This window comes from Metaplanococcus flavidus (assembly GCF_042675885.1).
GTDB classification, from domain to species: domain Bacteria; phylum Bacillota; class Bacilli; order Bacillales_A; family Planococcaceae; genus Planococcus; species Planococcus flavidus.
On record NZ_JBHTKI010000012.1, the window covers coordinates 12,319 to 33,636 of the forward strand.

25 protein-coding genes and 1 other annotated feature are annotated in these 21,318 nt (G+C 46.9%); of the genes, 14 read left to right on the top strand and 11 right to left on the bottom strand.

The window, feature by feature from the left end:
* Nucleotides 1-81: 81 nt before the first annotated feature.
* Genes ACFQ1X_RS08950 through ACFQ1X_RS08960 form a run of 3 tightly spaced genes read left to right on the top strand, consistent with a single transcriptional unit; the run spans nucleotide 82 to nucleotide 2,926 of the window.
* Nucleotides 82-471, top strand: coding sequence for a MerR family transcriptional regulator (locus tag ACFQ1X_RS08950; RefSeq protein WP_144840087.1), 390 nt, complete (start codon nucleotides 82-84; stop codon nucleotides 469-471).
* A 35-nt stretch (nucleotides 472-506) separates the two neighbouring features.
* Complete coding sequence (locus ACFQ1X_RS08955) at nucleotides 507-1,808, top strand: hemolysin family protein (protein ID WP_144840086.1); 1,302 nt, start codon at nucleotides 507-509, stop codon at nucleotides 1,806-1,808.
* Between the two features lie 59 nt (nucleotides 1,809-1,867).
* Nucleotides 1,868-2,926: a hemolysin family protein gene (locus ACFQ1X_RS08960; protein ID WP_144840084.1), complete on the top strand. Its 1,059-nt coding sequence runs from the start codon at nucleotides 1,868-1,870 to the stop codon at nucleotides 2,924-2,926.
* A gap of 102 nt (nucleotides 2,927-3,028) precedes the next feature.
* Here ACFQ1X_RS08960 and ACFQ1X_RS08965 read toward each other — a convergent pair whose 3' ends face one another.
* The 3 genes from ACFQ1X_RS08965 to resA all read right to left on the bottom strand — a co-directional run bounded on the left by ACFQ1X_RS08965 (nucleotide 3,029) and on the right by resA (nucleotide 4,923).
* A complete protein-coding gene (locus ACFQ1X_RS08965; RefSeq protein ID WP_144840082.1) occupies nucleotides 3,029-3,481 on the bottom strand; it encodes an SRPBCC family protein in 453 nt (150 codons plus the stop codon).
* A 154-nt stretch (nucleotides 3,482-3,635) separates the two neighbouring features.
* Complete coding sequence (locus ACFQ1X_RS08970) at nucleotides 3,636-4,196, bottom strand: hypothetical protein (protein ID WP_144840079.1); 561 nt, start codon at nucleotides 4,194-4,196, stop codon at nucleotides 3,636-3,638.
* Nucleotides 4,197-4,401: 205 nt separating this feature from the next.
* A complete protein-coding gene (gene resA, locus ACFQ1X_RS08975; protein WP_379082196.1) occupies nucleotides 4,402-4,923 on the bottom strand; it encodes a thiol-disulfide oxidoreductase ResA in 522 nt (173 codons plus the stop codon).
* Between the two features lie 98 nt (nucleotides 4,924-5,021).
* Between resA and ACFQ1X_RS08980 the strand changes: the two genes are divergently transcribed.
* The 3 genes from ACFQ1X_RS08980 (at nucleotide 5,022) to ACFQ1X_RS08990 (ending at nucleotide 8,518) form a co-directional block, all read left to right on the top strand.
* Nucleotides 5,022-5,741 (top strand): cytochrome c biogenesis CcdA family protein, encoded by a 720-nt coding sequence (locus tag ACFQ1X_RS08980; protein WP_144840075.1) that lies wholly within the window; start codon nucleotides 5,022-5,024, stop codon nucleotides 5,739-5,741.
* Between the two features lie 577 nt (nucleotides 5,742-6,318).
* Nucleotides 6,319-6,531 (top strand) — a binding site (T-box leader).
* 80 nt (nucleotides 6,532-6,611) lie between these two features.
* Nucleotides 6,612-7,952 (top strand): anthranilate synthase component I, encoded by a 1,341-nt coding sequence (gene trpE / locus ACFQ1X_RS08985; RefSeq protein ID WP_144840073.1) that lies wholly within the window; start codon nucleotides 6,612-6,614, stop codon nucleotides 7,950-7,952.
* Entirely contained in the window at nucleotides 7,949-8,518 is a 570-nt protein-coding gene (locus tag ACFQ1X_RS08990; protein ID WP_144840071.1) for an anthranilate synthase component II, read from the top strand. Before trpE ends, ACFQ1X_RS08990 begins: the two co-directional genes overlap by 4 nt.
* 72 nt (nucleotides 8,519-8,590) lie before the next feature.
* On the opposite strand, the gene ACFQ1X_RS08995 is transcribed toward ACFQ1X_RS08990, so the two are convergent.
* Genes ACFQ1X_RS08995 through ACFQ1X_RS09005 form a run of 3 tightly spaced genes read right to left on the bottom strand, consistent with a single transcriptional unit; the run spans nucleotide 8,591 to nucleotide 10,111 of the window.
* The gene (locus ACFQ1X_RS08995; protein ID WP_144840069.1) at nucleotides 8,591-8,935 is read right to left on the bottom strand and encodes a DUF6176 family protein; all 345 of its coding nucleotides are present in this window, start codon (nucleotides 8,933-8,935) and stop codon (nucleotides 8,591-8,593) included.
* Nucleotides 8,936-8,980: 45 nt separating this feature from the next.
* Nucleotides 8,981-9,754 (bottom strand): GNAT family N-acetyltransferase, encoded by a 774-nt coding sequence (locus ACFQ1X_RS09000; protein ID WP_144840067.1) that lies wholly within the window; start codon nucleotides 9,752-9,754, stop codon nucleotides 8,981-8,983.
* A gap of 24 nt (nucleotides 9,755-9,778) precedes the next feature.
* Complete coding sequence (locus tag ACFQ1X_RS09005; RefSeq protein WP_144840065.1) at nucleotides 9,779-10,111, bottom strand: hypothetical protein; 333 nt, start codon at nucleotides 10,109-10,111, stop codon at nucleotides 9,779-9,781.
* A 279-nt stretch (nucleotides 10,112-10,390) separates the two neighbouring features.
* Here ACFQ1X_RS09005 and ACFQ1X_RS09010 point away from each other — a divergent pair, with 279 nt between their 5' ends.
* The 7 genes from ACFQ1X_RS09010 (at nucleotide 10,391) to ACFQ1X_RS09040 (ending at nucleotide 17,317) form a co-directional block, all read left to right on the top strand.
* The gene (locus ACFQ1X_RS09010; protein ID WP_144840063.1) at nucleotides 10,391-10,603 is read left to right on the top strand and encodes a helix-turn-helix transcriptional regulator; all 213 of its coding nucleotides are present in this window, start codon (nucleotides 10,391-10,393) and stop codon (nucleotides 10,601-10,603) included.
* The gene (locus tag ACFQ1X_RS09015; RefSeq protein ID WP_144840061.1) at nucleotides 10,593-11,288 is read left to right on the top strand and encodes a hypothetical protein; all 696 of its coding nucleotides are present in this window, start codon (nucleotides 10,593-10,595) and stop codon (nucleotides 11,286-11,288) included. The genes ACFQ1X_RS09010 and ACFQ1X_RS09015 overlap by 11 nt, the downstream gene beginning before the upstream one ends.
* A gap of 532 nt (nucleotides 11,289-11,820) precedes the next feature.
* Nucleotides 11,821-12,543, top strand: coding sequence for a GntR family transcriptional regulator (locus ACFQ1X_RS09020; protein ID WP_379082203.1), 723 nt, complete (start codon nucleotides 11,821-11,823; stop codon nucleotides 12,541-12,543).
* Nucleotides 12,544-12,548: 5 nt separating this feature from the next.
* Nucleotides 12,549-13,682 carry an iron-containing alcohol dehydrogenase gene (locus ACFQ1X_RS09025; RefSeq protein ID WP_379082206.1) on the top strand — a complete coding sequence of 378 codons (1,134 nt, stop codon included), beginning with the start codon at nucleotides 12,549-12,551 and terminating at the stop codon, nucleotides 13,680-13,682.
* 3 nt (nucleotides 13,683-13,685) lie between these two features.
* Entirely contained in the window at nucleotides 13,686-15,434 is a 1,749-nt protein-coding gene (locus ACFQ1X_RS09030; RefSeq protein WP_144840055.1) for a thiamine pyrophosphate-binding protein, read from the top strand.
* Nucleotides 15,435-15,437: 3 nt separating this feature from the next.
* Entirely contained in the window at nucleotides 15,438-16,355 is a 918-nt protein-coding gene (locus ACFQ1X_RS09035) for a bile acid:sodium symporter family protein (protein ID WP_144840053.1), read from the top strand.
* Entirely contained in the window at nucleotides 16,352-17,317 is a 966-nt protein-coding gene (locus ACFQ1X_RS09040) for an SDR family oxidoreductase (protein WP_144840051.1), read from the top strand. The genes ACFQ1X_RS09035 and ACFQ1X_RS09040 overlap by 4 nt, the downstream gene beginning before the upstream one ends.
* An 88-nt stretch (nucleotides 17,318-17,405) precedes the next feature.
* Here ACFQ1X_RS09040 and ACFQ1X_RS09045 read toward each other — a convergent pair whose 3' ends face one another.
* From ACFQ1X_RS09045 to ACFQ1X_RS09065, 5 genes are all read right to left on the bottom strand, one after another.
* The gene (locus tag ACFQ1X_RS09045) at nucleotides 17,406-18,581 is read right to left on the bottom strand and encodes an FAD-dependent oxidoreductase (protein ID WP_144840049.1); all 1,176 of its coding nucleotides are present in this window, start codon (nucleotides 18,579-18,581) and stop codon (nucleotides 17,406-17,408) included.
* A 73-nt stretch (nucleotides 18,582-18,654) separates the two neighbouring features.
* On the bottom strand, nucleotides 18,655-19,002 hold the full coding sequence (locus ACFQ1X_RS09050) for a hypothetical protein (RefSeq protein WP_144840047.1): 348 nt from the start codon (nucleotides 19,000-19,002) through the stop codon (nucleotides 18,655-18,657).
* Nucleotides 19,003-19,050: 48 nt separating this feature from the next.
* Complete coding sequence (gene rpsN / locus ACFQ1X_RS09055) at nucleotides 19,051-19,320, bottom strand: 30S ribosomal protein S14 (protein WP_144840045.1); 270 nt, start codon at nucleotides 19,318-19,320, stop codon at nucleotides 19,051-19,053.
* 55 nt (nucleotides 19,321-19,375) lie between these two features.
* Nucleotides 19,376-19,525 carry a 50S ribosomal protein L33 gene (rpmG, locus tag ACFQ1X_RS09060; protein ID WP_144840043.1) on the bottom strand — a complete coding sequence of 50 codons (150 nt, stop codon included), beginning with the start codon at nucleotides 19,523-19,525 and terminating at the stop codon, nucleotides 19,376-19,378.
* Nucleotides 19,526-19,546: 21 nt separating this feature from the next.
* Nucleotides 19,547-20,665, bottom strand: a complete 1,119-nt coding sequence (locus ACFQ1X_RS09065; RefSeq protein WP_144840041.1) for a GTP-binding protein — start codon at nucleotides 20,663-20,665, stop codon at nucleotides 19,547-19,549.
* A gap of 307 nt (nucleotides 20,666-20,972) precedes the next feature.
* On the opposite strand from ACFQ1X_RS09065, the gene ACFQ1X_RS09070 reads away from it, so the two are divergent.
* Nucleotides 20,973-21,302 (top strand): DUF3784 domain-containing protein, encoded by a 330-nt coding sequence (locus ACFQ1X_RS09070; RefSeq protein ID WP_379082214.1) that lies wholly within the window; start codon nucleotides 20,973-20,975, stop codon nucleotides 21,300-21,302.
* Nucleotides 21,303-21,318: the final 16 nt, after the last annotated feature.

The following is a 21,318-nucleotide window of genomic DNA, read 5'->3' on the forward strand; positions in this document are numbered from 1 at the left end:
ACATTCCACTGTATGGTTGGAGCTTTTATATGGTAGTATATTCTAAATCACACTGGGGGTGTTTACGTTGGGAAGGACTTAATGAAGATCGGTGAAGTTGCAAAATTGAGTGGAGTGTCCACTAGAACCATTGATTATTATACAAACTCGGGTTTATTGGCATTTGAACGCTCAGAGGCCAATTACCGGCTTTACCCGACCAATGTTCTGCAGACACTCGAACGGATTCAAGTATTGAAAAAACAGCGTATGTCCATCGCGGAGATTAAGAAAATCATTTGTGCAGGCGAAACGCCGGTAACGGTAGAACTGGTTGATGAAGTCATTGATGAATTCAAAGGGCTGCAGCAAAAGATTGTCCGGCTGGAAGAACAGCTGAAAGATGCTCCGCCGCATACGAAAACGCAAGCGGGCAATGCACTTGCAAGCCAGATGGCTGCCATTACGGCTCTAATTGCTTTGCTCCAATAAACCCCGGAGGTGAATCCCTTTTACAGGGAATATAAGTGGATATAATTACGCTACTGAATTTAATCTTATTGGTCGTTTTACTCGGTCTGACGGCATTTTTTGTCGGTTCAGAGTTTGCGGTCGTCAAAATCAGGATGTCACGTCTTGATCAATTGATAGCAGAAGGCAATAAAAAAGCGGTTATGGCAAAAAGAGTGGCAGAAAACCTGGACTATTACCTGTCCGCCTGCCAATTGGGCATTACGGTTACAGCGCTTGGGCTTGGTGCGCTCGGTAAACCGACTGTCGAACGGCTGATGTATCCGGTTTTCGAATTTTTTGCTGTGTCCGATACGGTTGCTTCGGCATCTTCCTATGCCATCGCATTCCTGCTTGTCACCTATCTTCACGTGGTGGTTGGCGAAATGGCACCGAAAACGCTGGCAATCGAGTTTGCTGAAAAGATGTCGCTCCTTCTTGCCCCTTACCTCTATTGGTTCGGCCAGGTTATGAAACCTTTCATTTGGACTTTAAACGGAGCTGCCCGGATTTTATTGCGCACATTCGGTATACAGCCCGGACTTGAACAAGCCTATTCGGAAGAGGAATTGAAAATTGTCATGGCGCAAAGTTTTGAAGGCGGCGCGCTCAATGAAACTGAATTATCTTACATGGAAAATGTCTTTACGTTCGATGAGCGGGCCGCAAAAGAAATTATGGTGCCGCGCACAGAACTGGTAACGCTCGACAAAGATATGCCACTGGAGGAAATCGTCGAGATACTTGATGAAAATAATTACACGCGCTACCCTGTCACAGAAGACGGAGACAAAGACCGCATCATCGGATTTGTCAGCGCCAAAAAGATGCTCCCTCATATCGTAGCGGGACGTCCATGGGAACTTCAGAATTTCGTCCGGGAATTACCGACTGTTTTTGAACAGACCGGTTTACAAAACGCCTTGCTGAAAATGCAGCAGTCCCGCGTTCATATCGCATTGGTGGCGGATGAATATGGCGGAACCGCTGGTATGATTACGATGGAAGATCTGCTGGAGGAAATCGTCGGGGAAATCCGCGATGAGTTTGATGCAGACGAAGTGCCTGATATCAGCCAGGTGGACGAAACCGATTATCTGATCAACGGACGCGTGCTGCTCCGGGATCTCGAAGACCGCTTTGGCCTCGAATTTGAAGAAAGCGATGAAATCGATACAATCGGTGGCTGGGTTCATTTCAAAAGCACAGGCGACATCCAGACAGGTGACGAATTCACCGGCGATAATGGCACCTGGACAGTGATTGAGATGGATCACCAGCAGATTAAGCAGGTCCTGTATCATCCGAAAGCTCAATAAAACCGAAATTTTGAAGAAATACGACACGGAGGTGAATCCCTCTTCCCGAGGGAACCATATTGGATGGACAAATAATTATCAATCTACTGCTCGTCGCGCTGATGATTCTCGCGACAGCATTCTTCGTCGGAGCTGAATTTGCCATTTTGAAAGTGCGCATGTCCAGAATCGATCAATTGATTTCAGAAGGAAATAAAAAAGCGATACGTGCCAAAGAAGTCGCAAACGAATTGGATTATTATCTGTCAGCCTGCCAGCTCGGAATCACCATCACCGCCTTAATACTCGGTGCATTGGGAGAGCCGACTGTCGAGCGTCTGCTGCATCCTGTATTCGAATACTTTGCATTGGGTGAAGCAACAGCCACTATCCTTTCTTACGCCATTGCATTGAGTATTGTCACTTTTCTCCATGTTGTTATCGGAGAATTGGCACCTAAAACATTGGCGATTCAATACGCAGAACGCATGACTTTGCTGCTTGCGCCACCGCTTTACTGGTTCGGGAAAATTATGGGCCCGTTCATCTATGTATTGAACGGTTCTGCCCGATTACTACTGAGAGCTTTCAAAGTCGAACCAGTTGGCCATGAAGAAGCCCATTCGGAAGAAGAATTGAAGCTGATCATGGCGGAAAGTTTCCAAAGTGGTGAGATTAACCAGACCGAATTGACATACCTCAAGAATATTTTCGCCTTTGATGACCGCGTGGTTAAGCACATCATGATTCCGCGGGAGCAAATGGTCTCCGTCGATCGAGCTTTTTCCCGTTCGGAGTTTTTCGCGGTATTGGATGATCACGAATTTACACGTTACCCCGTGACCGATGGCGGCAATAAAGACCGGCTGCTCGGTTACATCAATACAAAAGAGCTCCTGACCAGCATGGCTGCAGGGAGACAGCAGGAACCGGCATCATTTATCCACGAGATGCCAAGTTTCACGGAAACAACTCCTATCCAGAAAGTGCTGACTAAAATGCAGCAAAGCCGGACACATATGGCAGTGGTTACCGGCACAGACGGCAAGACAACTGTCGGTCTGGTGACAATGGAAGATATCCTGGAAGAAATCGTCGGCGAAATCAGCGACGAGTCTATTGATGTTGAACCGATTTAAAGGATAAAATCTTCATTTTTAAATGTAAATATACAAAACAGCCCAGGGAAATGTTTCTTCCCCGGCCTGTTTTTTCTTTGTTTAAACATCATTCCAACCGCATTATCTGCTCTCCGCTATCCGTTTCAGCTCCGTCGCCCGCTCCGCAATAAACCTGTTCATGTACTTTTCAAGAAACAGGCGATCTGCAATTTTCCCCAGAACTCCAAGCGGAGAACGATACACAAAGCGATCCTTCATGATTGTGCCGTTCCCTTTCTCAATAAATTCATGGGTATGCACAAACGAATGGAAAGCACCTTTCACCATAGTATCCGTAAAGCTGCGGGGCTTTTCCATTTCGGTTATTTTGGCTGTCAGCTTCTGCTTCACCCCAAGGTGAGTGGCTTCCCACGTGACCGAATCGCCTTTTTCCATTAACCCTGACGTTACGCCAGCCACAGCCCGCTCTTTTGATTTGGCGGTGGTTTCGGTATGCACATCAACGTTTCTCGTTAGATCAAAACAAACATCAGCTGGCGCTTCAATATAAATTTCATGCTCTACAACTGGCATATTGTATTGGCTCCTTTCAGTGTTGGATTACGGACAGTACCGGGCTCGTCTTCGGCATCGCCCTTTATCTCGTAAAACTTGAAATAGAAGAGAGCCCCAATGGACTGGCGCTCTCTTCTGCTGCTTTTATTAATAAAATCATTTTACCGATAAGTTACATATCTGCGTCTCCAATTACTGTGCCGATCATTTCAAAGGCTTTCTCGCGGGTAAGGTCTTCATCCAATGCGAATTCGAAAGTATAAGAACCTGCTTCCGCATTAAAGAAAGCCATCAAAAAAGCATTTCCTCCGCTGTCAGCCTCCAGGTATTGCACATCCACTCCGTCGATTGTCTCCGTTTCATGGCTGCCATCCCCGCTGAATTTTTCAGTTTCGTCGTAAACCATATTGAAGAAACTGGATTCGCTTTCGTACACACCATATATTACTTCTGAATCCGCGTTCTCTTCATACTTGGCAATATCTTCATCGCTCAATAAAGCCCCTTTTTCACTGGCATAGTTCACATGCAGTTCCTTTAAACTGGCCATTGGAACGGAAACGATTTCCGCAGACACAATCGGATAATCCTCAAACTCAGGCACCGAGATTTCTGCCTCAAACTCCTCTGCTGCCCGGTCCTCTATCGCACTGGTCGAATCAGCTGCTTCAGAAGAGCAGGCGGTGAGAATGAGGAATGGCAGTAAAAATAATAGATAGGTCAGTTTTTTCAACGGATTGGCCTTCTCGTATCAATTATATGGCAATTCAGGAATCACCTATGTATTCAATAAAACCTTAATTCCAATTTACCTCTATTAAAGCTACTTCTATACTTTCTTTAAAAGTCCTCTTAAAGTTTTCAGATCAGAAACCGAATTCCATTCCTATGGCTATTAGTTCAGGCCTTTGCCAGAAGATCAATCTCGCTATCTACTTCTAGTTTATCCATCCCTCAAGCATCTCTTCCGACAGTTCCCCCTCGTGGATCTGTTCGATCACGCCGTTTTCATCAACTAAAAAGGAGGCAGGCAAATTGTGGACGCTGTACGCCTCTTTGATTGAGCCGTCTGAATCGATCATTACTGGGAATGTCAGCTTGTACTGATCGACAAATTGGTTTGTCACAAATTCGGATTGCCCCAAATTGATGGAAATCACTTTAAAGCCGTCTTCCTTATACTGCGTATAGGCAGTTTCCAATGCTGGCATTTCCCGTTTGCAGGGTTCACACCAAGTTCCCCAGAAGTTGATAAGCGTTTTGCCTTCGATTTCATTTGATAAAACCAGCATCTCTTCTGCCAGGGTCACACCGGCAAAGTTCGGTGCATCGTTGCCGTGCGAAGTCATCGCCGTTTCCGGTTCCTCTTTGATACCCTGATACGCTGCATAAAACACCATCGCGGCGAGCAGCCCCAATACCGAAACCCGGTAAATCAACCGTTTCTTTTTCTTATCCATCAGCCGTCCGCCTCTGTTCATATATTTGTAAAATCCTATAGAAATTATGGGGATATTAGTTAACTCTTCTATGCTAGAATATCATAGAGGTGTTGAATTTGGAAAATGTTACTATATTGGTCGCGCTGGCCGGCGGGTTTCTGGCGTTCATATCTCCCTGCTGCCTGCCGTTGTATCCGTCATTCGTTTCTTACATAACCGGTGTTTCCATCAATGAATTAAAAGAAAACAAGCAAGCTTCTTTCCGAAAAAAAGTGTTGATCCATTCGATTTTCTTTTCACTCGGCTTTTCCGTCATCTATTACATACTCGGATTTTCGCTGAGCTTTGTAGGCGGTTTGTTTATTAAGCACGAAACGCTTATCCAGATGCTCGGCGGTATTTTCCTGGTATTCATGGGATTATTTTTAATGGGCATTATCAAGCCTGAGTTTATGTTCAAGGAAAAACGCTTGGACCATAAAAAGAAACCGGCCAGTTATCTGAATTCCTTTATAGTCGGATTTGTTTTCTCGGCCGGCTGGACGCCGTGCATCGGACCGATATTCGGCGCAATCCTTACTTATGGCAGCCTGGTTAATCCCGCGCAGACTATTGCCGTGGTAACTGCTTATTCGCTCGGTTTCTGCATCCCTTTCATCATTATGGCTTTTTTCATCGGCAAGACGCGTTTCATCCTGAAATATTCATCCGCCCTGATGAAATTCGGCGGCGCGATCATCGTGGTGCTCGGCGTGATGATTTACTTCGATAAAATGCTTTACTTGAATATCTGGACAGCTGAACTGCAGTACTTTATCGAGTCTTTGTTGAGTTAAGGGATTGAGATGAAAAAATCTTTGCGGATGCAAAGATTTCCTTTAAAGACTGGAGTTTTTCGCGGCTGCGAAAAACATCCGCTGTTGCACTTGGGTTTTTTGTTGGCTTTGGTGAATTTTGTGTCATTTTAACCCAGTTTCGGTCGCCGTCATACGACTTTTAATTTATGCAGGGGGATGAGTTGCTGAAATCTGTCGGTTTTTCATCAAAATTAAGAGAATTGTGGGGTTAGAGGTGCGAATGCCTTCTCAAATGATTGACTCACAGTGATTTTATTTCCATATTTTGGATTTACTGTCCATTATGCTTGAAATACTGTCCGTTAGCACTTGAATACTGTCCGTTAGAGACCAAATACTGTCCATTAGAAGTCAAATACTGTCCAATGACTAAAAGTGCTATAAATTCAGCATTTCTTCTGACTCATTGTCTAGTACTCAATGAATTATTTAAAACCCCAGCAACCAATTGACAAAACACGCTCTCTTGCATAGAATAAGGACAAGCTTTTGTACGGACATGGGAGAAGGCGCCGGGAGCGGCGTCGCCTGAGTACAGCCGAGCTGAGCATAGCAGAGTAAATCGTCGAATAGGAAGAGTAGCGCACAGCAGCCCCTCCAAGAGAGCCGGTGGCAGGTGGAAACCGGCGGGGCTAATGCGTGAATGGACCTATGAGTGGCGGCCCGAAAAATCAAGTAGGGCTGCCCGTTTCCCCCGCGTTACTGGGGACCAAGTGAAAGCTGAAACAGCTTTAACGTGAGGTGGCACCGCGGTCAATCCGTCCTCTGCAAGGAACAGTCCTGTTCTTTGCAGAGGACTTTTTTTATTGGCTGACATTGTCGCACTGAGAACAGAGGAGATGAGCAGAGATGGAGATCAGAAAAATTGAAGGAGATTTACTGACGCCGATTGCGGTATTCAACCGGCTCCAGGGACCGAAGAAATGTTTGCTTGAAAGTTCGTTGAAAACTTCACACACCGGGCGATATTCCTTTATTGGCGCAGACCCGTCGAAAACATTCATCGGCGAAGGCAATCAATTGATGGAAATCGATTGCAGGAGCGGACAGGAAACAGTTCATCCAGGAAAGCCGCTGGAATTGCTGAAGGAACTGGTTCCGACAAATCTTGAAACAATCGAAGGCTTGCCTTTCACGGGCGGCGCGCTCGGTTACATCGGTTATGATGCAATCGGAGCATATGAACCGGTAGAAGCTGCGCGGATAAACAGTCTGCAGATGCCCGATATCCATTTGCATTATTATGAAACCATCGTGATATTCGATCACGTAAAGCATGACGTTACGATAGTGTCCACAGAAGGCAAAGCTAAAGAAGTTGAAGCGCAACTGCATATGGTGGAAACCCCGGAAATACCCGAATCGCAACAGCCGCTCGTGTTCAGTTCGAAAACGGATGCGGACTCTTATAAAAGCAAAGTGGAGCGCGCCAAAAAACATATCGAGGACGGTGACGTGTTCCAGATTGTCCTGTCGCAGCGATTATCAGCCGATTATGCCGGCGATTCTTTTACGTTGTACCGGAAATTGCGCAAGCAGAACCCGTCACCCTACCAATTTTATATCGACTTTACGGATTACGCGGTGGTCGGTGCGTCGCCCGAGAGTTTATTGACCCTGCGGAACGGCCATATGGTGACCAATCCGATTGCCGGCACACGGAAACGCGGAGGGACCGAAGAAGAAGACGCGTTCCTGGCAAATGATCTGGAGCACGATGAAAAAGAACGGGCGGAACATCAGATGCTCGTGGATCTGAGCCGCAATGATGTGGGCCGCGTGGCCGCGATCGGCTCCGTGAAAATACCGAAGTATATGGAAATCGAGCGTTACCAGCACGTCATGCACCTCGTTTCGGAAGTGACGGGCGAACTCGGCGACGAAATGCACCCGCTCGACGCACTCGTTTCCTGTCTGCCGGCCGGCACGGTGTCAGGAGCACCGAAAGTCCGTGCGATGCAATTGATCCAGCAATTTGAAGAAGAGCGAAGAGGCGTCTACGGCGGGGCTGTCGGTTACCTCGGCACCAATGGCAACCTCGATATGGCGCTCGCTATACGGACATTTGTCATCAAAGACGGCCAGGTCCATGTCCAAGCGGGTGCCGGCATCGTCTACGATTCGATTCCACAGGCGGAATTTGAAGAGACTCTTCACAAAGCACGTTCCCTGACGGAGGTGTTTGGATGATTCTCTTAATCGATCACTTCGATTCTTTTACCTATAATATCTACCAGGCAGTGGCTGCTATGGGCCATGAAGTGGAAGTTGTGCGCTACGGGGTGCTGACTGCAGAGGAAATTCTTGAAAAGTCGCCGAAAGCCATCATTCTATCACCCGGTCCGGGGCATCCCGATGCTGCACCGGAGTCCATTCGCCTGATCCGGCTTGCCGGCAATTCTGTTCCCGTACTCGGCGTTTGCCTCGGCCATCAGCTGATCGGTGCGGCTTTCGGCGGAACAATTATTCATGCGCCGGTTATCCGTCACGGAAAAGCATCCGATATTTCCCATGGCAATAAAGGTATATTCGCTGAAATGGTGAATCCTCTTCCAGCGATGCGCTATCATTCACTGGCGCTTGAAGCAGACTCGCTTCCCTCCTGCCTTGAGGTCCAGGCGGTTGCCGAGGACGATGATACGATCATGGCAATCAAACACAACGATTATCCGATTTACGGCATCCAATTCCATCCGGAGTCGATTGGTACACCGGACGGGGATAAGTTGATGCAGGGGTTTTTGGATCGGATATAATGCTTTGATTGAATAAAAAGACGGAATTCCTGCTCCAGTGTATGGACAGGAATTCCGTTTTTTATAATGAAATTATTTCATACCTTCTTTAATATCTGACGGAATCATAATTACCGCAGCCGGCAAGTCAACCGGCGGAAATGTCGAATCGATGCATTCATGCCAAAAAGCCATATGCTTTTCATCGATCCAGTGTGTTGAAGTTTCAACCTCCTGGCCGCCTTCTCCCTGGATGGAATACCAATAAAGATACTCTACGCAGTCGAGAGACTCCCTGAAAATCGTCTCTACATACATTTTCTCTCCTTCTAAAGTGACCAGGACGTCTTTCATATTGTCATTTAAGAATGCCAGCCATTCGTCCACTTTTGCAGACTTGCCTTCCTTCACACGAAACTTCGTCAATTCAACATTCATATTATTGTTCTCCATTCTTTTATTGAATAAATCCTACTATACAAGTCATTTTCCGGTATCGATAAAATAGGTATCATACGTTTCTTTGAAAACGTATCCCAATTTCTCGGCTAACTGAAGTGATTCGGCATTCGCGGCATCCCAGCTCGGGTACAGCCCGTTATCCAGGCAGTCCAATATCAGTGCAGAGGCCGTTACAGCCGCCAAACCTTTTCTTCTATAATCCGGATCTGTGGCGATTTCGATTTCTATGCCTTCATCGAATATGCTGAAAGATGTCGCTGCCGAAACAACTTTTCCTTCGAATAAAACGGCATAACCCTTGCCTCGTTCAAGAAAGTCATCAACAGACTCAAATTGGCTCACAAAGTCTTCAGACAGTTCGTCGAAAGACGCTTTGTCCGCTATTTCTTTATCAACTTTTTTAACTTCATAACCATCAGGCAAGGTGGCCAATATGCTTTGAATATGGTTTCTATCCAAATGGGCCGGATTCTTTTCGAGACTGTAGCGAGGAAATTTCTCGACTCCATTCCTACGGGCTGATTCAATACGCCTCTTCCAATCGTCAGAACCCACAATTACCAGGTTATAATCCGGAAGATTATTCAGCATTTCCTCTGCTGCTTCCGTATCAGGATTTCCCGCATAGAAAACGAAAATCCCTACAACTACCTGCGCAACGGTCGGATTTTTGAGGTCGTCCACATAAGCAGTTCCCATATGTCCCTGCAGATACGATTGCACAATCGTGCTGTCGATATTTTCAAACATGGGGACCAAACTCTTTCGTACGTCGTCATTCGCTTTATAAATCATTCAATTCCTGCTTTCAAGAAAATATTATTTAACTTTCAACACACTCAAGTGATCGGTAGTGGCAATCAAATCCACTTTCTTGCCATTTTTCTGATAGATCGGTGTAAGCTCTCCTTTCACTTTCTCCCAGCCATCCAATTTCAATGCCAGTCCATAGCTCCACGGAATGCCGTGATCGCCCGACGCTTTCGGCCAGTCAAAGTTCTTGCCGTAGTCGTTTTCTTCGACAAGCTCTGCATTTTGTGGAATCGGAAACCCTGATAATTCTGCGTCTGCTTTGTAATTTGAAAGGATCATAAAAATTCCTCCAATAAGAATCAGACAACTTAATGCGATCGGCCATGTGAATTTTTTCATAAAAACTCCCCCTTAGCATTTCATAAAATCCCGTACTGCAAATCGAATCGCTGGTTCAGCACTTTTTCCAAATCCTTTTAAACAATCGATAAGTGAACGAATATTTTGTATTCTATAATCATTATAGCTTTTGCTGAATTAATTTACAATCTCGAATTGCTTCGGGAATAAATATAAAGACCCCCAAGTTGTCAAACATATTTGACAACTTGGGGGTCTTTTATTACACTTAGGGTGTAAAAAGTTTTTTACACACTTACCCTGTAAAGGATGTTAACAATGGAAAATCAAATCAAGGGGTTACGTGAAAAGAAAAATATTTCTCAAGGAAAGCTCGCAGACCTGTGCAATGTCAGTCGGCAAACAATCAACGCAATCGAGAACAACAAGTATGATCCCAGTTTACAGTTAGCATTTGATATGGCAAAAAATTTAGGAGTCACCGTGGATACGTTATTTCTTAATGAAGGTGGGGAAAAAAATGAAGAGTAGAAAGGTGCTTACAATATTATTAGGTTTAGGGAGTATAGCGTTGATCGGCAATCTGATTTATCGGTTCTCTGTGGGTCTAACGGTCGGATTCACGGAATTATTGATCACAAGTCTTTTCTTCTTTTATTTCTTATTTACAATCACATGGGGGTCCCGGAAGAAGAACAAAGATGGGATTTTACCCAGTGAAGAGTTAGGAAAAGCAATAGAAAAGAGGAGTGCTTCACTAAGTTATTCTTTGCTTGTAAGCATCCTGTTTATCGGACTGATTATTGAAGGAATTGTCACCGGTACAGTTAATGTCAGCTTAATGGTTATATTTGGCCTCGCATTGATACTACCGGCGTTAATGGCGTATATTATAGCCCAAACCTATCAAATAACGCCAAATATAGTGGGAAGAACAGTGAATCGGATCAGCGAAATGAATGAAAACATCAGTCAAAAGGCAAAGCGCCGATTGTCGTGGATTTCCGCCTTCCTGATGGGCTTATTTATAATTCCTCCTTTGTTTGATGAGTCTAGGGGCTTTTATGATTTGTTGGTATATTTATTTGGCGAGCCAGGTAGTGGCAACTTCAATCTCTTTCCTTATTTGTTTATGGCAGTAATTATTGCTTTACTCTGCTATGGGATCTTTCAAATTGAAGCAAGATCCAAAGAAGGCAGCAAAGAAGAAAATTAAATCTATTCAGCTTGTTGAGAAAGTGAAAACCGATATTCCGCAAAACAGCTCGCTTGCCAAAACCCGTGCTCCTGCATCGCTGCGCTAGCTTCGTCGCAAAGAGTCGGCCGAACTTCCTTCGGCCAACACTTGGCTCGCGCTGAGCTAACTCGGTCTCGTTTCACTTCGCCCGAGTGGATCTTGCACTTCGTCGGCATTCGCCTGCTCCCCTGGGCGTCTTCGCTGTTTTGCTCCATATCTCATATTGCTTTCTCTAAAAGCATATACTTTTAAGTCAATTTCAAGAAACAAGCATTCCGATTTTACCTTGAACACGAGTAAAGCGTCCGTCTAAAGCGAAATGATTTGAGAAATGAACAGTTTCTCGCCAGCCAGGATAGCCCAATCAAAATATGATTGGGCTATTTTTATTTTCCAAAGCAGAATTTTTAGAATAATTTAACACTTAGTCTAGCAATTCCCCACCTCTGTCATTATAATAATAAGTATACCAACTGGTAGTGACGTCATGATGAATATAAGGGGGATTCGAATGTTCGATACAGACAGCCCTGTTCCCTATCATTTTCAGATACGGGATTTATTGAAGCAAGAGATTGCAGACGGGGCGCATCAGGAAAAAGTGCCGAGTGAACGTGAGTTGATGGAACGTTTTGCTGTCAGCCGCACGACAATCCGGGAAGCGATCAACCACCTTGTCAATGATGGGATATTGGAGAAAGTTCATGGCAAAGGCACGTTCATCAAGCGCAATAAACAAGTGCACGAATGGCTGCATGCAATCCACAGTTTGACCGATACGGTAAAAGGGATGGGCATGAAGCCGGGTTCGAAATTATTGTTCAGCGGCGTGATCGATGCGCCAGATGCGATTGCTTCTTATATGAAGAAAGACCGGTTGCATTTGATCAAAAGGCTGCGAACGGCGGACGGCGAACCGATAGCGATCGAGAGCCATTATTACGCGACGGAGCTGGGGGCTGCACTCGAAGCATACAATCTGGATGACATCACTATCTACGAAGTTTTGGAAAATGACCTAAATGTCACGATGAACGAAGCTGAGCAAGCCATAACATGTAAGCCCTTACAAAATGATGATGCTGAAAAACTTGAGCTCGAACCGGGAATCAACGGACTGGTGGTAGATCGGCTGATAACAGATACTGCGGGTCAGCCGATTGAATATTACACAAGTGTCGTAAAGCCTGAAATGTATGTTTTCCGTCTCAAAATGACCAGGCAGGGACGGTGAGGCGGTTGGTTTCAACGACTTACTTTGCACCACGAATCATTCACGGTGCGGGAAGTATCGACAAACTGGATGAAGCCTGCCGTGCGATTCGGACCACTTCTCTTTTTGTAATGCTTAGTGAACGCACCAAACAGTCTTTAGCGAATCATTTTGAACAGCTCACAGCAAATGGCATATCGCTTCACTTTTTCACTGATTTCCAAAGTGAACCGACGACCGATCATTTGCAATCGGCATTGCATCATTTCGAGCTTTCCAAAGCAGATGGAATTCTCGCAATCGGCGGCGGCACTGCACTGGATCTGGCGAAAGCCTTATCAGTACTGGCTGCAAACGAAACTCTAACGTTAGGTGATATCGCACAACAGGAACAATTGGATAAAATCCCGTTGATTGCGGTGCCGACCACAGCCGGAACCGGCAGCGAAGTCACGAAGGTCACCGTCATCACGGATACCGCGCTGAAGCGTAAACTGAATCCGGGCCATCCGGCTTTGATTCCAGATGGGGTGTTATTGGATCCGGAATTAACACTCAGCATGTCGCCCAAAATTACCGCCGAAACGGGTCTCGATGCCCTGGCGCATGCAATTGAAGCGTATGTCTCCACTCGCGCCACAGCGATCAGCGATACTTTCGCACTTGAAGCGATCCGCTCCATCGGCAGATCCATCCGGGCCGCTTACCAGGAACCGCAAAATTTGCAGGCGCGTGACGGCATGCTCCAGGGCAGCATGTTTGCGGGGCTCGCCTTTTCAAACAGTTCCACCAACCTGGCTCATGCGACTGCGAGGCCCCTTGGCACACGATTTTTGCTGCCGCACGGACTGAGTGTCGCACTGATGCATCCGTATGTCGTCGCTTTTGGGTTGGACGCGGCACATGACCGATATGCCGCCATTGCAGACGCGCTCGGCACGGAAAGCGTCCTTGTATTTATTGAAGAACTGAATGTTTTATTTGAACTAAAAGAAGAAGCCAAAAAACTGCTTGATTTGGATGAACTAGAAAGATCCATTCCGATTTTGGTAGACGATGCACTGTCCGGCAATGGCATCGAAACAAACCGTAAAATCCCAACACGACAAGACATCACGGAAATTTACAAAAATCTGGTGACAGACTTAATGGGGGAATGAAAAATGGGAGAAATTACAGGCGGCGAAGTATTGGCAAGAATGCTGCAAATTGAAGGGGTTCAAAATGTATTCGGCATTATCGATGGAACGTATTTCGGCTTTTATTCCAAACTCGAACCGCACGGCATTGAACTGGTAACACCGCGACATGAAACAAGCGCTGCACATATGGCAGGTGCCTATGCCCGCGCCACAGGAAAATTGGGCGTCTGCATGGCCAGCAATGGTCCGGGCGTAGCGAATATTTTACCTGGTCTGGTGGTCGAGGAAGCGGAAGGAAATCGCGTCCTCGTCATCACAAGCTCACGCCGCACCGGCATCATGTATCCGGACCGGGTTGGAACGTATCAATGCTTCAACCAATCCGGTGTGATTTCACAAATGGCGAAGTGGAGTGAAGCTGTGCCTTCCTTTGACCGGATTCCGGAAATGATGCGGCGTGCGCTCCGCAAATGCTACGATGGCCGGCCGGGCGTGGTGCATCTCGACATTCCCGAGAATATCATGAATGGCAAATTCAAAGATGAGCCTGCTTTCTGGCAGCCGCATCAATACCGTTCCATGACACAGCCGGAACCTTCCGATGGACAAATCGATCAGGCAGTGGAATTGCTGTTGAAAGCTAAATTCCCGATCATCCACGCGGGTTATGGCGTTATTCATGCGCAGGCTTCGGAGCAGCTCGAAAAAGTGGCCAAGTTGCTCAACACTCTCGTAACGACAAGCTGGGCAGGACGCGGTGCGATTCCGGAAAGCAGTCCTCACGCCATGCCGATGGTCCACATCGAAGCGAATAATAATATCCGCAATGAATCCGATTTGGTGCTGGTGCTCGGTTCCCGCCTCGGCGAAACGGATTGGTGGGGCAAAGCGCCTTATTGGAACAAGGATCAACAAGTGATTCAAGTGGATTTGGATCCCGTTGTTCTGGGCGGCAATAAACCCGTGGAACTCGCCATCCACGGCGACATCTTGAGCTTTTTGACAAAGCTTCACAAAAAACTGGAGATGAAAAAAGACCAATTAAATACAGAATCAATGAAGAGATATGTCGAACGCTTTGGCCAGGAACGTGCAAAAGACCGGAAAAAACTCGATGAAAAACTTTCCGATACTTCTGCGCCGATGAATTCCGCCATTATTCCGTCCACTGTCCAAAAGGTCTTTCCGGAAGATACACCTGTCGTCTTTGACGGCGGCAACACGACGATCTGGGCGAACTTCTATTATCAGATCGAGAAACCGGGCTCCGTCTTTTCAACGTTTAAATTCGGCATGCTCGGAGCCGGAACGGCGCAGGCACTCGGTGCAGCAGTCGCAAATCCCGGTAAACCGGTCGTCTGCATGATCGGCGACGGCGCAATGGGCTTCCATCCGCAGGAAATTGAAACGGCTGTGCGCAATAATCTGCAAGTGATTTACATCGTGTTCTGCGACAAGCAATGGGGCATGGTGAAGATGAATCAGCATTTCGCCCTGAAACCGGTGAAGACCCTTATCAAGAAATCGCTCAGTGCAGAAGAAAGCATCAAATCGGATTTAGGTGAAATCGCATTCGATAAGCTCGCTGAAAGTATGGGCGCTTACGGTGCGCGCGTCAGCGATCCAAAAGATCTGCAGTTTGCACTGGAGCAGGCATACGCAACCGGCAAATGCGCGGTCATCCATTGCGACGTCAATCCGGTCCAGCACATGTGGGCGCCGGGTCTGAAATACTTCAAAGACTTACATGCCGAACCGAAGGGGAAATAAACCATGGGCATCGATGAGATTCAACTCAATTTCAATCCGACGACTTTGCTGTTGATGAATATCTTGATCGGGTTCATCATGTTCGGTGTCGCACTGGATTTGAAACCCGCCGATTTCAAACGGACGCTGCGCTCGCCAAAGCCTTTCCTCATCGGGCTGAGTGCACAATTCGTCATTATGCCGGCGCTGACGTTCCTGCTGGTGCTGATTCTTCAGCCACAGCCCAGCATTGCGCTTGGAATGTTCCTGGTAGCCGCTGCTCCGGGAGGAAATCTGTCGAATTTTTTGACCCATCTGTCAAAAGGCAATACGCCGCTTTCCATCAGCATGTCTGCGGTATCAACCGCTTTCGCCATCATCATGACCCCGTTGAACACGATGCTTTGGGGTTCATTATACGGACCGACGCGTGAAATCCTGCGTTCTTTCATGATTCAGCCTGTCGATCTCATCCAGACGATCGTCATCCTGCTCGGCATTCCTTTGACACTCGGAATGTATGTGAACTATAGAGCACCCCGCTGGTCTGCGAAAGCCAGCCGCGTGATGAAGCGTTTTTCGATCGGTTTCTTCTTAGTGTTCGTTGCCGGAGCTTTGGCGGCGAACTTCAATTACTTCCTGGAATTTGTCGGCATGGTTGTCGTGGCGGTATTCCTGCATAATTTGATCGCCATCTTAACGGGTTACTTTTCCGCTCGCGCATTCAAACTGCCGGAACAGGATCGTCGTGCGATTGCGATTGAAATCGGCATTCAGAATTCAGGACTTGCGCTTATCCTTGTCTTCAACTTTTTCGACGGGTTGGGCGGTATGGCAATTGTGGCCGCCTGGTGGTCAATCTGGCACATTATTTCCGGGCTGGCGCTTGCGACATTCTGGTCTAAGCGTCCCGCTCCCAAAAGAGAGAGTGTAACGATATGACCCTATTGATAACAGGAGCTGCCGGCTATATCGGCAGCCAGCTCGTGCAGAAATTGGAGAAGGAAATTTCGAATGAAGAAAAACCGTGGCGCATCGTTGCGACGGATATCAGGGATTCGCCTCATTACGAAACCGGTGCGCATACGGAATATCACAAAATAGACGTCCGCGATTCTGCGTTAGTGGAATTTGTGAAAAGCCAAAAAATCGATACCGTCGTTCACTTGGCGACCATTGTGACGCCCGGCAAGAAGAGCAACCGCGAATTCGAATATTCTGTGGATGTCCTAGGTACGAAAAACGTACTTGATGCTTGTGTGGAAGCCGGAGTCAAACGGATTATCGTGACTTCGAGCGGCGCCGCATACGGCTATCATGCCGATAATCCGGAGTGGCTGACGGAAACTGACCCGCTCCGAGGCAATGAAGAATTCGCCTATTCCCACCATAAAAGGCTGGTCGAGGAAATGATGGCGGATTACCGTGAGAAACGTCCGGAACTTGAGCAGGTCATTTTTCGCATCGGGACCATTCTCGGCAACAATGTGAACAATCAAATCACTGCCTTGTTTGAAAAACCGTTTGTTCTCGGCATTCGGGGATCGGAAAGTCCATTTGTTTTCATTTGGGATCAGGATGTGGTGGCTTGTCTCATTCAGGCAATTTCAAGCAGGACGACCGGCGTATTCAATGTGGCCGGCGACGGAGCCGTGACCATCACCGATCTCGGCCGACTGCTTGAAAAAAAAGTGCTGCGCTTGCCGGCAGGTGTCGTGAAAAATGGATTGTTTGTGTTGAAACGCTTGAACCTGACCCAATACGGCGAAGATCAGATCAATTTCGTGCGCTACCGGCCGGTGTTGGATAACACACGGCTGAAACAGGAATTCGGATTTACACCGACCTTCACATCACGGCAGGTTTTTGAGAATTACATTTCAAAGAACTGGCCAAGCAAATAATCAGCAAAAAGGCACTGCCCGATTTTTCGGGCAGTGCCTTTTCTTAGAGTTCTTACTTCCACTAGCCGAAAAATCATGTGAAACCGGGTTACTGTGCTTGAATGATTCGCTCAGCTGCCTGCCGGGCGCCGGAGATATTTTTGGCGATCGGTCCGATTTCGAGTTCTGCCAATGAGCCCATTACGTAAAGATTCTGTCCCCATTGCAGATTGCCATTGACGATCGGAAATCCGCAATTTGCACATTGGAGCCCATTTTCTTTGATGACCGATGGCAGCCAATCTCCTCCCGGCATCATCGACTCGAAGCCGGTTGCCAGGAGGACGGTCCCGCTCTGCTGAATCATCCGGCCAGTCTCGTCATACAGCTGGATGGCGTCTTTTTCAAATCGGGCATGATGGATTTGCAGTTCTTCGACGCGCAGCTTATTTTTCCGTTGTTGATGCAGCAGCTTGATGTGCAAATCGCGGGGAATGGAACCTTTGTGGCGTGCCTGCGCTATCAGGTTCCGCCGCTTTTGATAAGACACAGCTTTGCGAAAAGGGAGTTGCTCCTTTGGACCGAGCCAACCCGGATCACTATCAAAATCGCGGATTCGGAAAGGGTGCCGCTTCAGCAACGTCACCTGTTCCGGAAACAGCGCGCTCAACTTCATCGCCAAGTGGACCGCCGTGATCCCTCCGCCGATAACCGTAAAAGGCGCTGTCATTTCCCCGAAATCCGGAAGAGACGGATCGAAAATATGATGGACCGGCGCCTGGAATTGCTCTTTTAACGCTGCAGCCCATTCCGGCCAACTGAGCTGTTCGCTGTTGCCAATGGCCAGCACCAAATTTTCTCCCTGTACCTTTTGCGCATTTTGCAGATGAACCTGCCAACCTGCCGTGACTTTACTGACGGCTTCCACTGTTCCTTGAACCCATGCCTGCTCCAACTCCAAATCGTTGATGAGATGATCGCAATGGTTTTCAAACAAGAGCAGCGAAGGCCGTTTATATCTTCCATAGAAAGAAGCCGCTTCGCCGGCAACATTGTTTTTGGCGAATGCGTCCAAACTGAAAGGATTCACGTCCAAATGATGGACACCCGGGGAGCGCAAATAAGCCATGGAAATAGCATTGGTGCAGCGTCGCCAATTCGCCAGGGGTTCTGCATGCTGATCGATGATTATCAGGTCTTCGACGGCAATTTTTTTCTGTTTGATCAGGTAACTCGCCATCGTTACCCCTTGAATTCCGCCGCCGACAATTATCCATTTGAACATGTTTCAGCACTCCTTTTCAATACGCGTCTCCACTATCTATCCTTATCAGATTCGTTCAAGAGTCGCCAAACAGCTAATTGATGAATAAAAACACCTTTTTGTTTTCTGCTGCTATCGCATCCCGCTTTGTCTTGAACTCAATCCATTTCACTCCCTTGCTGCGCTGCTTGATTTTCCAATCCAGCTCCTCTTCAACAGCCATGAGCATCGCGACAACTTTATCGTAAGGCCATTGGAAATAATTCATGGCAGAGTTGACGGGGGAGTCCGCCAGCACCAGGCTGTAAAATTCATCTACTGTCGCCGCTTTTTCAGCCAGTGAATCTTCTGCCTCGGTAACGAATTGGTACAGTTTCCGCTCCTCCCCAGGAAGCCTGGCGATTTCACTCTTCAATAAAAAATCCATTAACCGTTCATTCATTTTTTGCACGTCCCCGCTCATTGGTGTGATGAAAAGTATATACCCTTTTTACCAGCTGGCTTTTTTGACTCCAGGGATCTGACCTTTGTGGGCAAGTTCCCGGAACGCAATCCGGGACATGTTAAATTTTCGCATATAGCCTCTTGGCCTTCCTGTTAATTCACAGCGGTTCTTCAAACGGGTCGGCGAAGAATTCCGCGGCAGCTTTCTTAACGCTTCGTAATCCCCTTTTTCTTTCAACTCCTGGCGAAGCTCCGCATAGTGGGCCACCATTTTTTGCTGTTTGTGGTCTTTTGCCACTTTTGATTTTTTGGCCATGTCCATCTCTCCTCCTAAATAGTAATGTTTACGTTTTAAAATCACTGAAATTTTTTTACTTCGTTTCCCGGTGCAACGTGACCTTTCGGAGTCGCGGACAGTATTTCTTCATTTCGATCCGCTCAGGGTTATTGCGTTTGTTTTTCGTCGTCGAATAATTGCGGTCACCCGTTTCGGTGCATGCCAATGTAATGTTAACGCGCATTTCAGCTACCTCCTCTCCCGGTTAAACTTCTTCGTAAAATGCCGGTAAGGGATCCTCGAAACTGTTCCAATCCAGCGCCATTTCCTCTTCGGTCAGCACACAGTCTTCCAATTGCTGCGTAATGGCCTGCTGATCCATTCCGACTCCGATCAGGACAAGTTCCGTCATCTTCACTCCGTAATCTTCATCCCATGCGCCCGCTCTTTCAATGCTCAAAGAAGGCCCCGCCTGAGAAAGCAGCACCGCAAATCCGTCACGTGTGGAAAGCCATAAAAAACCTTTTGCCCGGACCACTTCCACCGGCCAATCGACAATCCATTCCATCAACCGTCCCGGATGAAAAGGCTTGGTGCTGCTGAAGACAAAAGAGCTGATGCCATATTCTTCGGTCTCAGGTATATGTTCTTCATTCAATTCCTTTATCCACCCTGCGCTTTGGCTGGATTTTTCAAAATCAAAACGCTTCGTGTGGAGCACTTTCTGGATGTCGACCTGTGAATACACCGTGCCGATGATTTTGGCATCCGGATTCAAGCGCTTCAATACGGCTTTCAACTCCTCGGCTTTCTCTGGCGTCACCCCATCCAACTTGTTTACGACCAATACGTTCGCAAATTCAATCTGATCGATCAATAAATCGGCAATTTCCCGCTCGTCATCTTCTGTGGCCGCTTCTTTTCGTTCGAGCAGCGTCTCACCCGAAGCAAAATCAGCCCAAAACCTGGCAGCATCGACCACAGTCACCATCGTGTCGAGGGTGCAAATATCGGACAGGTTGATCCCGAGGTTTTCATCCAGATAGGAAAAAGTCTGCGCCACCGGAACCGGTTCGCTTATCCCCGAAGATTCAATGACTATGTAATCAATCGTTCCAAGCTTCGCCAGTTTCTCCACCTCGAGGACCAAATCTTCCCGGAGCGTGCAGCAAATACAGCCATTCTGCATTTCGACCAACTTCTCTTCGGTGCGCGAAAATCCTCCCTGTTCAATCAATGAAGCATCTATGTTCACTTCGCTCATGTCATTGACAATGACTGCAACTTTCAGCCCTTCGCGATTATGCAGAATATTATTCAGCAAGGTGGTCTTGCCTGAGCCCAAATAGCCGCTCAAGACCGTCACTGGAATTTTCGTATCCATCTGTCTTCCTCCATTCTGATAAACAATAATTCTTTAAATAGTAATGATTACGTTTTATAGCATATAAGGTTCTTCCGAAAACTGCAAGTACTTCTACAAAAAAATAGGATTCGGGTTTTCTAATCATTTCACTTTCAGGCAATAAAAAAGCAGCAACTCGATGGAGAGTTGCTGCTTTGGGGGTGTGTAGGCAATTAATTCGGTTAAATATGTGCGAACATCCACTAAATCCACCAATCAATTGAAAATCTTTCTTCAACCGTTCAGAATAAGCATAAGGAAATATATTCAAGGAGGTGATTCTCTAATGATGACAGAAATTATTGTATCGACAGGCAGCATCCTTTTGCTGCTGAGCCTTGGCCTTTACATGCTTCAGGGCAAAGGTGCCATGCTGATCGCCGGCTATAATACTATGCCGAAGGAAGAAAAGGAAAAATACGATGAAGTGGCTTTATGCAAAGCGACAGGAAAATTTATCCTCGGCCTCACGTTCACCATTGCGCTGATTTCTTTGGGAAGCCTGCTTCGAATGAATGGACTAATAATAGCCGGAACTGTATTGATGGTGGTCCTGATTGTTTTTGGATTAATTTACATCAATACGGGTGAACGTTACAAGAAAGATGTTAACTAATTTTCCTTTTCTTATC

Bases quoted from the DNA above. Each gene is read 5' to 3' on its own strand.
- ACFQ1X_RS09040 (WP_144840051.1), top strand. From the start codon at position 16,352: ATGACCCTATTGATAACAGGAGCTGCCGGCTATATCGGCAGCCAGCTC.
- rpsN (WP_144840045.1), bottom strand. From the start codon at position 19,320: ATGGCCAAAAAATCAAAAGTGGCAAAAGACCACAAACAGCAAAAAATG.
- resA (WP_379082196.1), bottom strand. From the start codon at position 4,923: ATGGATAAGAAAAAGAAACGGTTGATTTACCGGGTTTCGGTATTGGGG.
- ACFQ1X_RS09015 (WP_144840061.1), top strand. From the start codon at position 10,593: ATGAAGAGTAGAAAGGTGCTTACAATATTATTAGGTTTAGGGAGTATA.
- rpmG (WP_144840043.1), bottom strand. From the start codon at position 19,525: ATGCGCGTTAACATTACATTGGCATGCACCGAAACGGGTGACCGCAAT.
- ACFQ1X_RS09050 (WP_144840047.1), bottom strand. From the start codon at position 19,002: ATGAATGAACGGTTAATGGATTTTTTATTGAAGAGTGAAATCGCCAGG.
- ACFQ1X_RS08950 (WP_144840087.1), top strand. From the start codon at position 82: ATGAAGATCGGTGAAGTTGCAAAATTGAGTGGAGTGTCCACTAGAACC.
- ACFQ1X_RS09030 (WP_144840055.1), top strand. From the start codon at position 13,686: ATGGGAGAAATTACAGGCGGCGAAGTATTGGCAAGAATGCTGCAAATT.
- ACFQ1X_RS09000 (WP_144840067.1), bottom strand. From the start codon at position 9,754: ATGATTTATAAAGCGAATGACGACGTACGAAAGAGTTTGGTCCCCATG.
- ACFQ1X_RS08965 (WP_144840082.1), bottom strand. From the start codon at position 3,481: ATGCCAGTTGTAGAGCATGAAATTTATATTGAAGCGCCAGCTGATGTT.
- ACFQ1X_RS09070 (WP_379082214.1), top strand. From the start codon at position 20,973: ATGATGACAGAAATTATTGTATCGACAGGCAGCATCCTTTTGCTGCTG.
- ACFQ1X_RS09045 (WP_144840049.1), bottom strand. From the start codon at position 18,581: ATGTTCAAATGGATAATTGTCGGCGGCGGAATTCAAGGGGTAACGATG.
- ACFQ1X_RS09010 (WP_144840063.1), top strand. From the start codon at position 10,391: ATGGAAAATCAAATCAAGGGGTTACGTGAAAAGAAAAATATTTCTCAA.
- ACFQ1X_RS09005 (WP_144840065.1), bottom strand. From the start codon at position 10,111: ATGAAAAAATTCACATGGCCGATCGCATTAAGTTGTCTGATTCTTATT.
- ACFQ1X_RS08990 (WP_144840071.1), top strand. From the start codon at position 7,949: ATGATTCTCTTAATCGATCACTTCGATTCTTTTACCTATAATATCTAC.
- ACFQ1X_RS09035 (WP_144840053.1), top strand. From the start codon at position 15,438: ATGGGCATCGATGAGATTCAACTCAATTTCAATCCGACGACTTTGCTG.
- ACFQ1X_RS08995 (WP_144840069.1), bottom strand. From the start codon at position 8,935: ATGAATGTTGAATTGACGAAGTTTCGTGTGAAGGAAGGCAAGTCTGCA.
- trpE (WP_144840073.1), top strand. From the start codon at position 6,612: ATGGAGATCAGAAAAATTGAAGGAGATTTACTGACGCCGATTGCGGTA.
- ACFQ1X_RS09065 (WP_144840041.1), bottom strand. From the start codon at position 20,665: ATGGATACGAAAATTCCAGTGACGGTCTTGAGCGGCTATTTGGGCTCA.
- ACFQ1X_RS09020 (WP_379082203.1), top strand. From the start codon at position 11,821: ATGTTCGATACAGACAGCCCTGTTCCCTATCATTTTCAGATACGGGAT.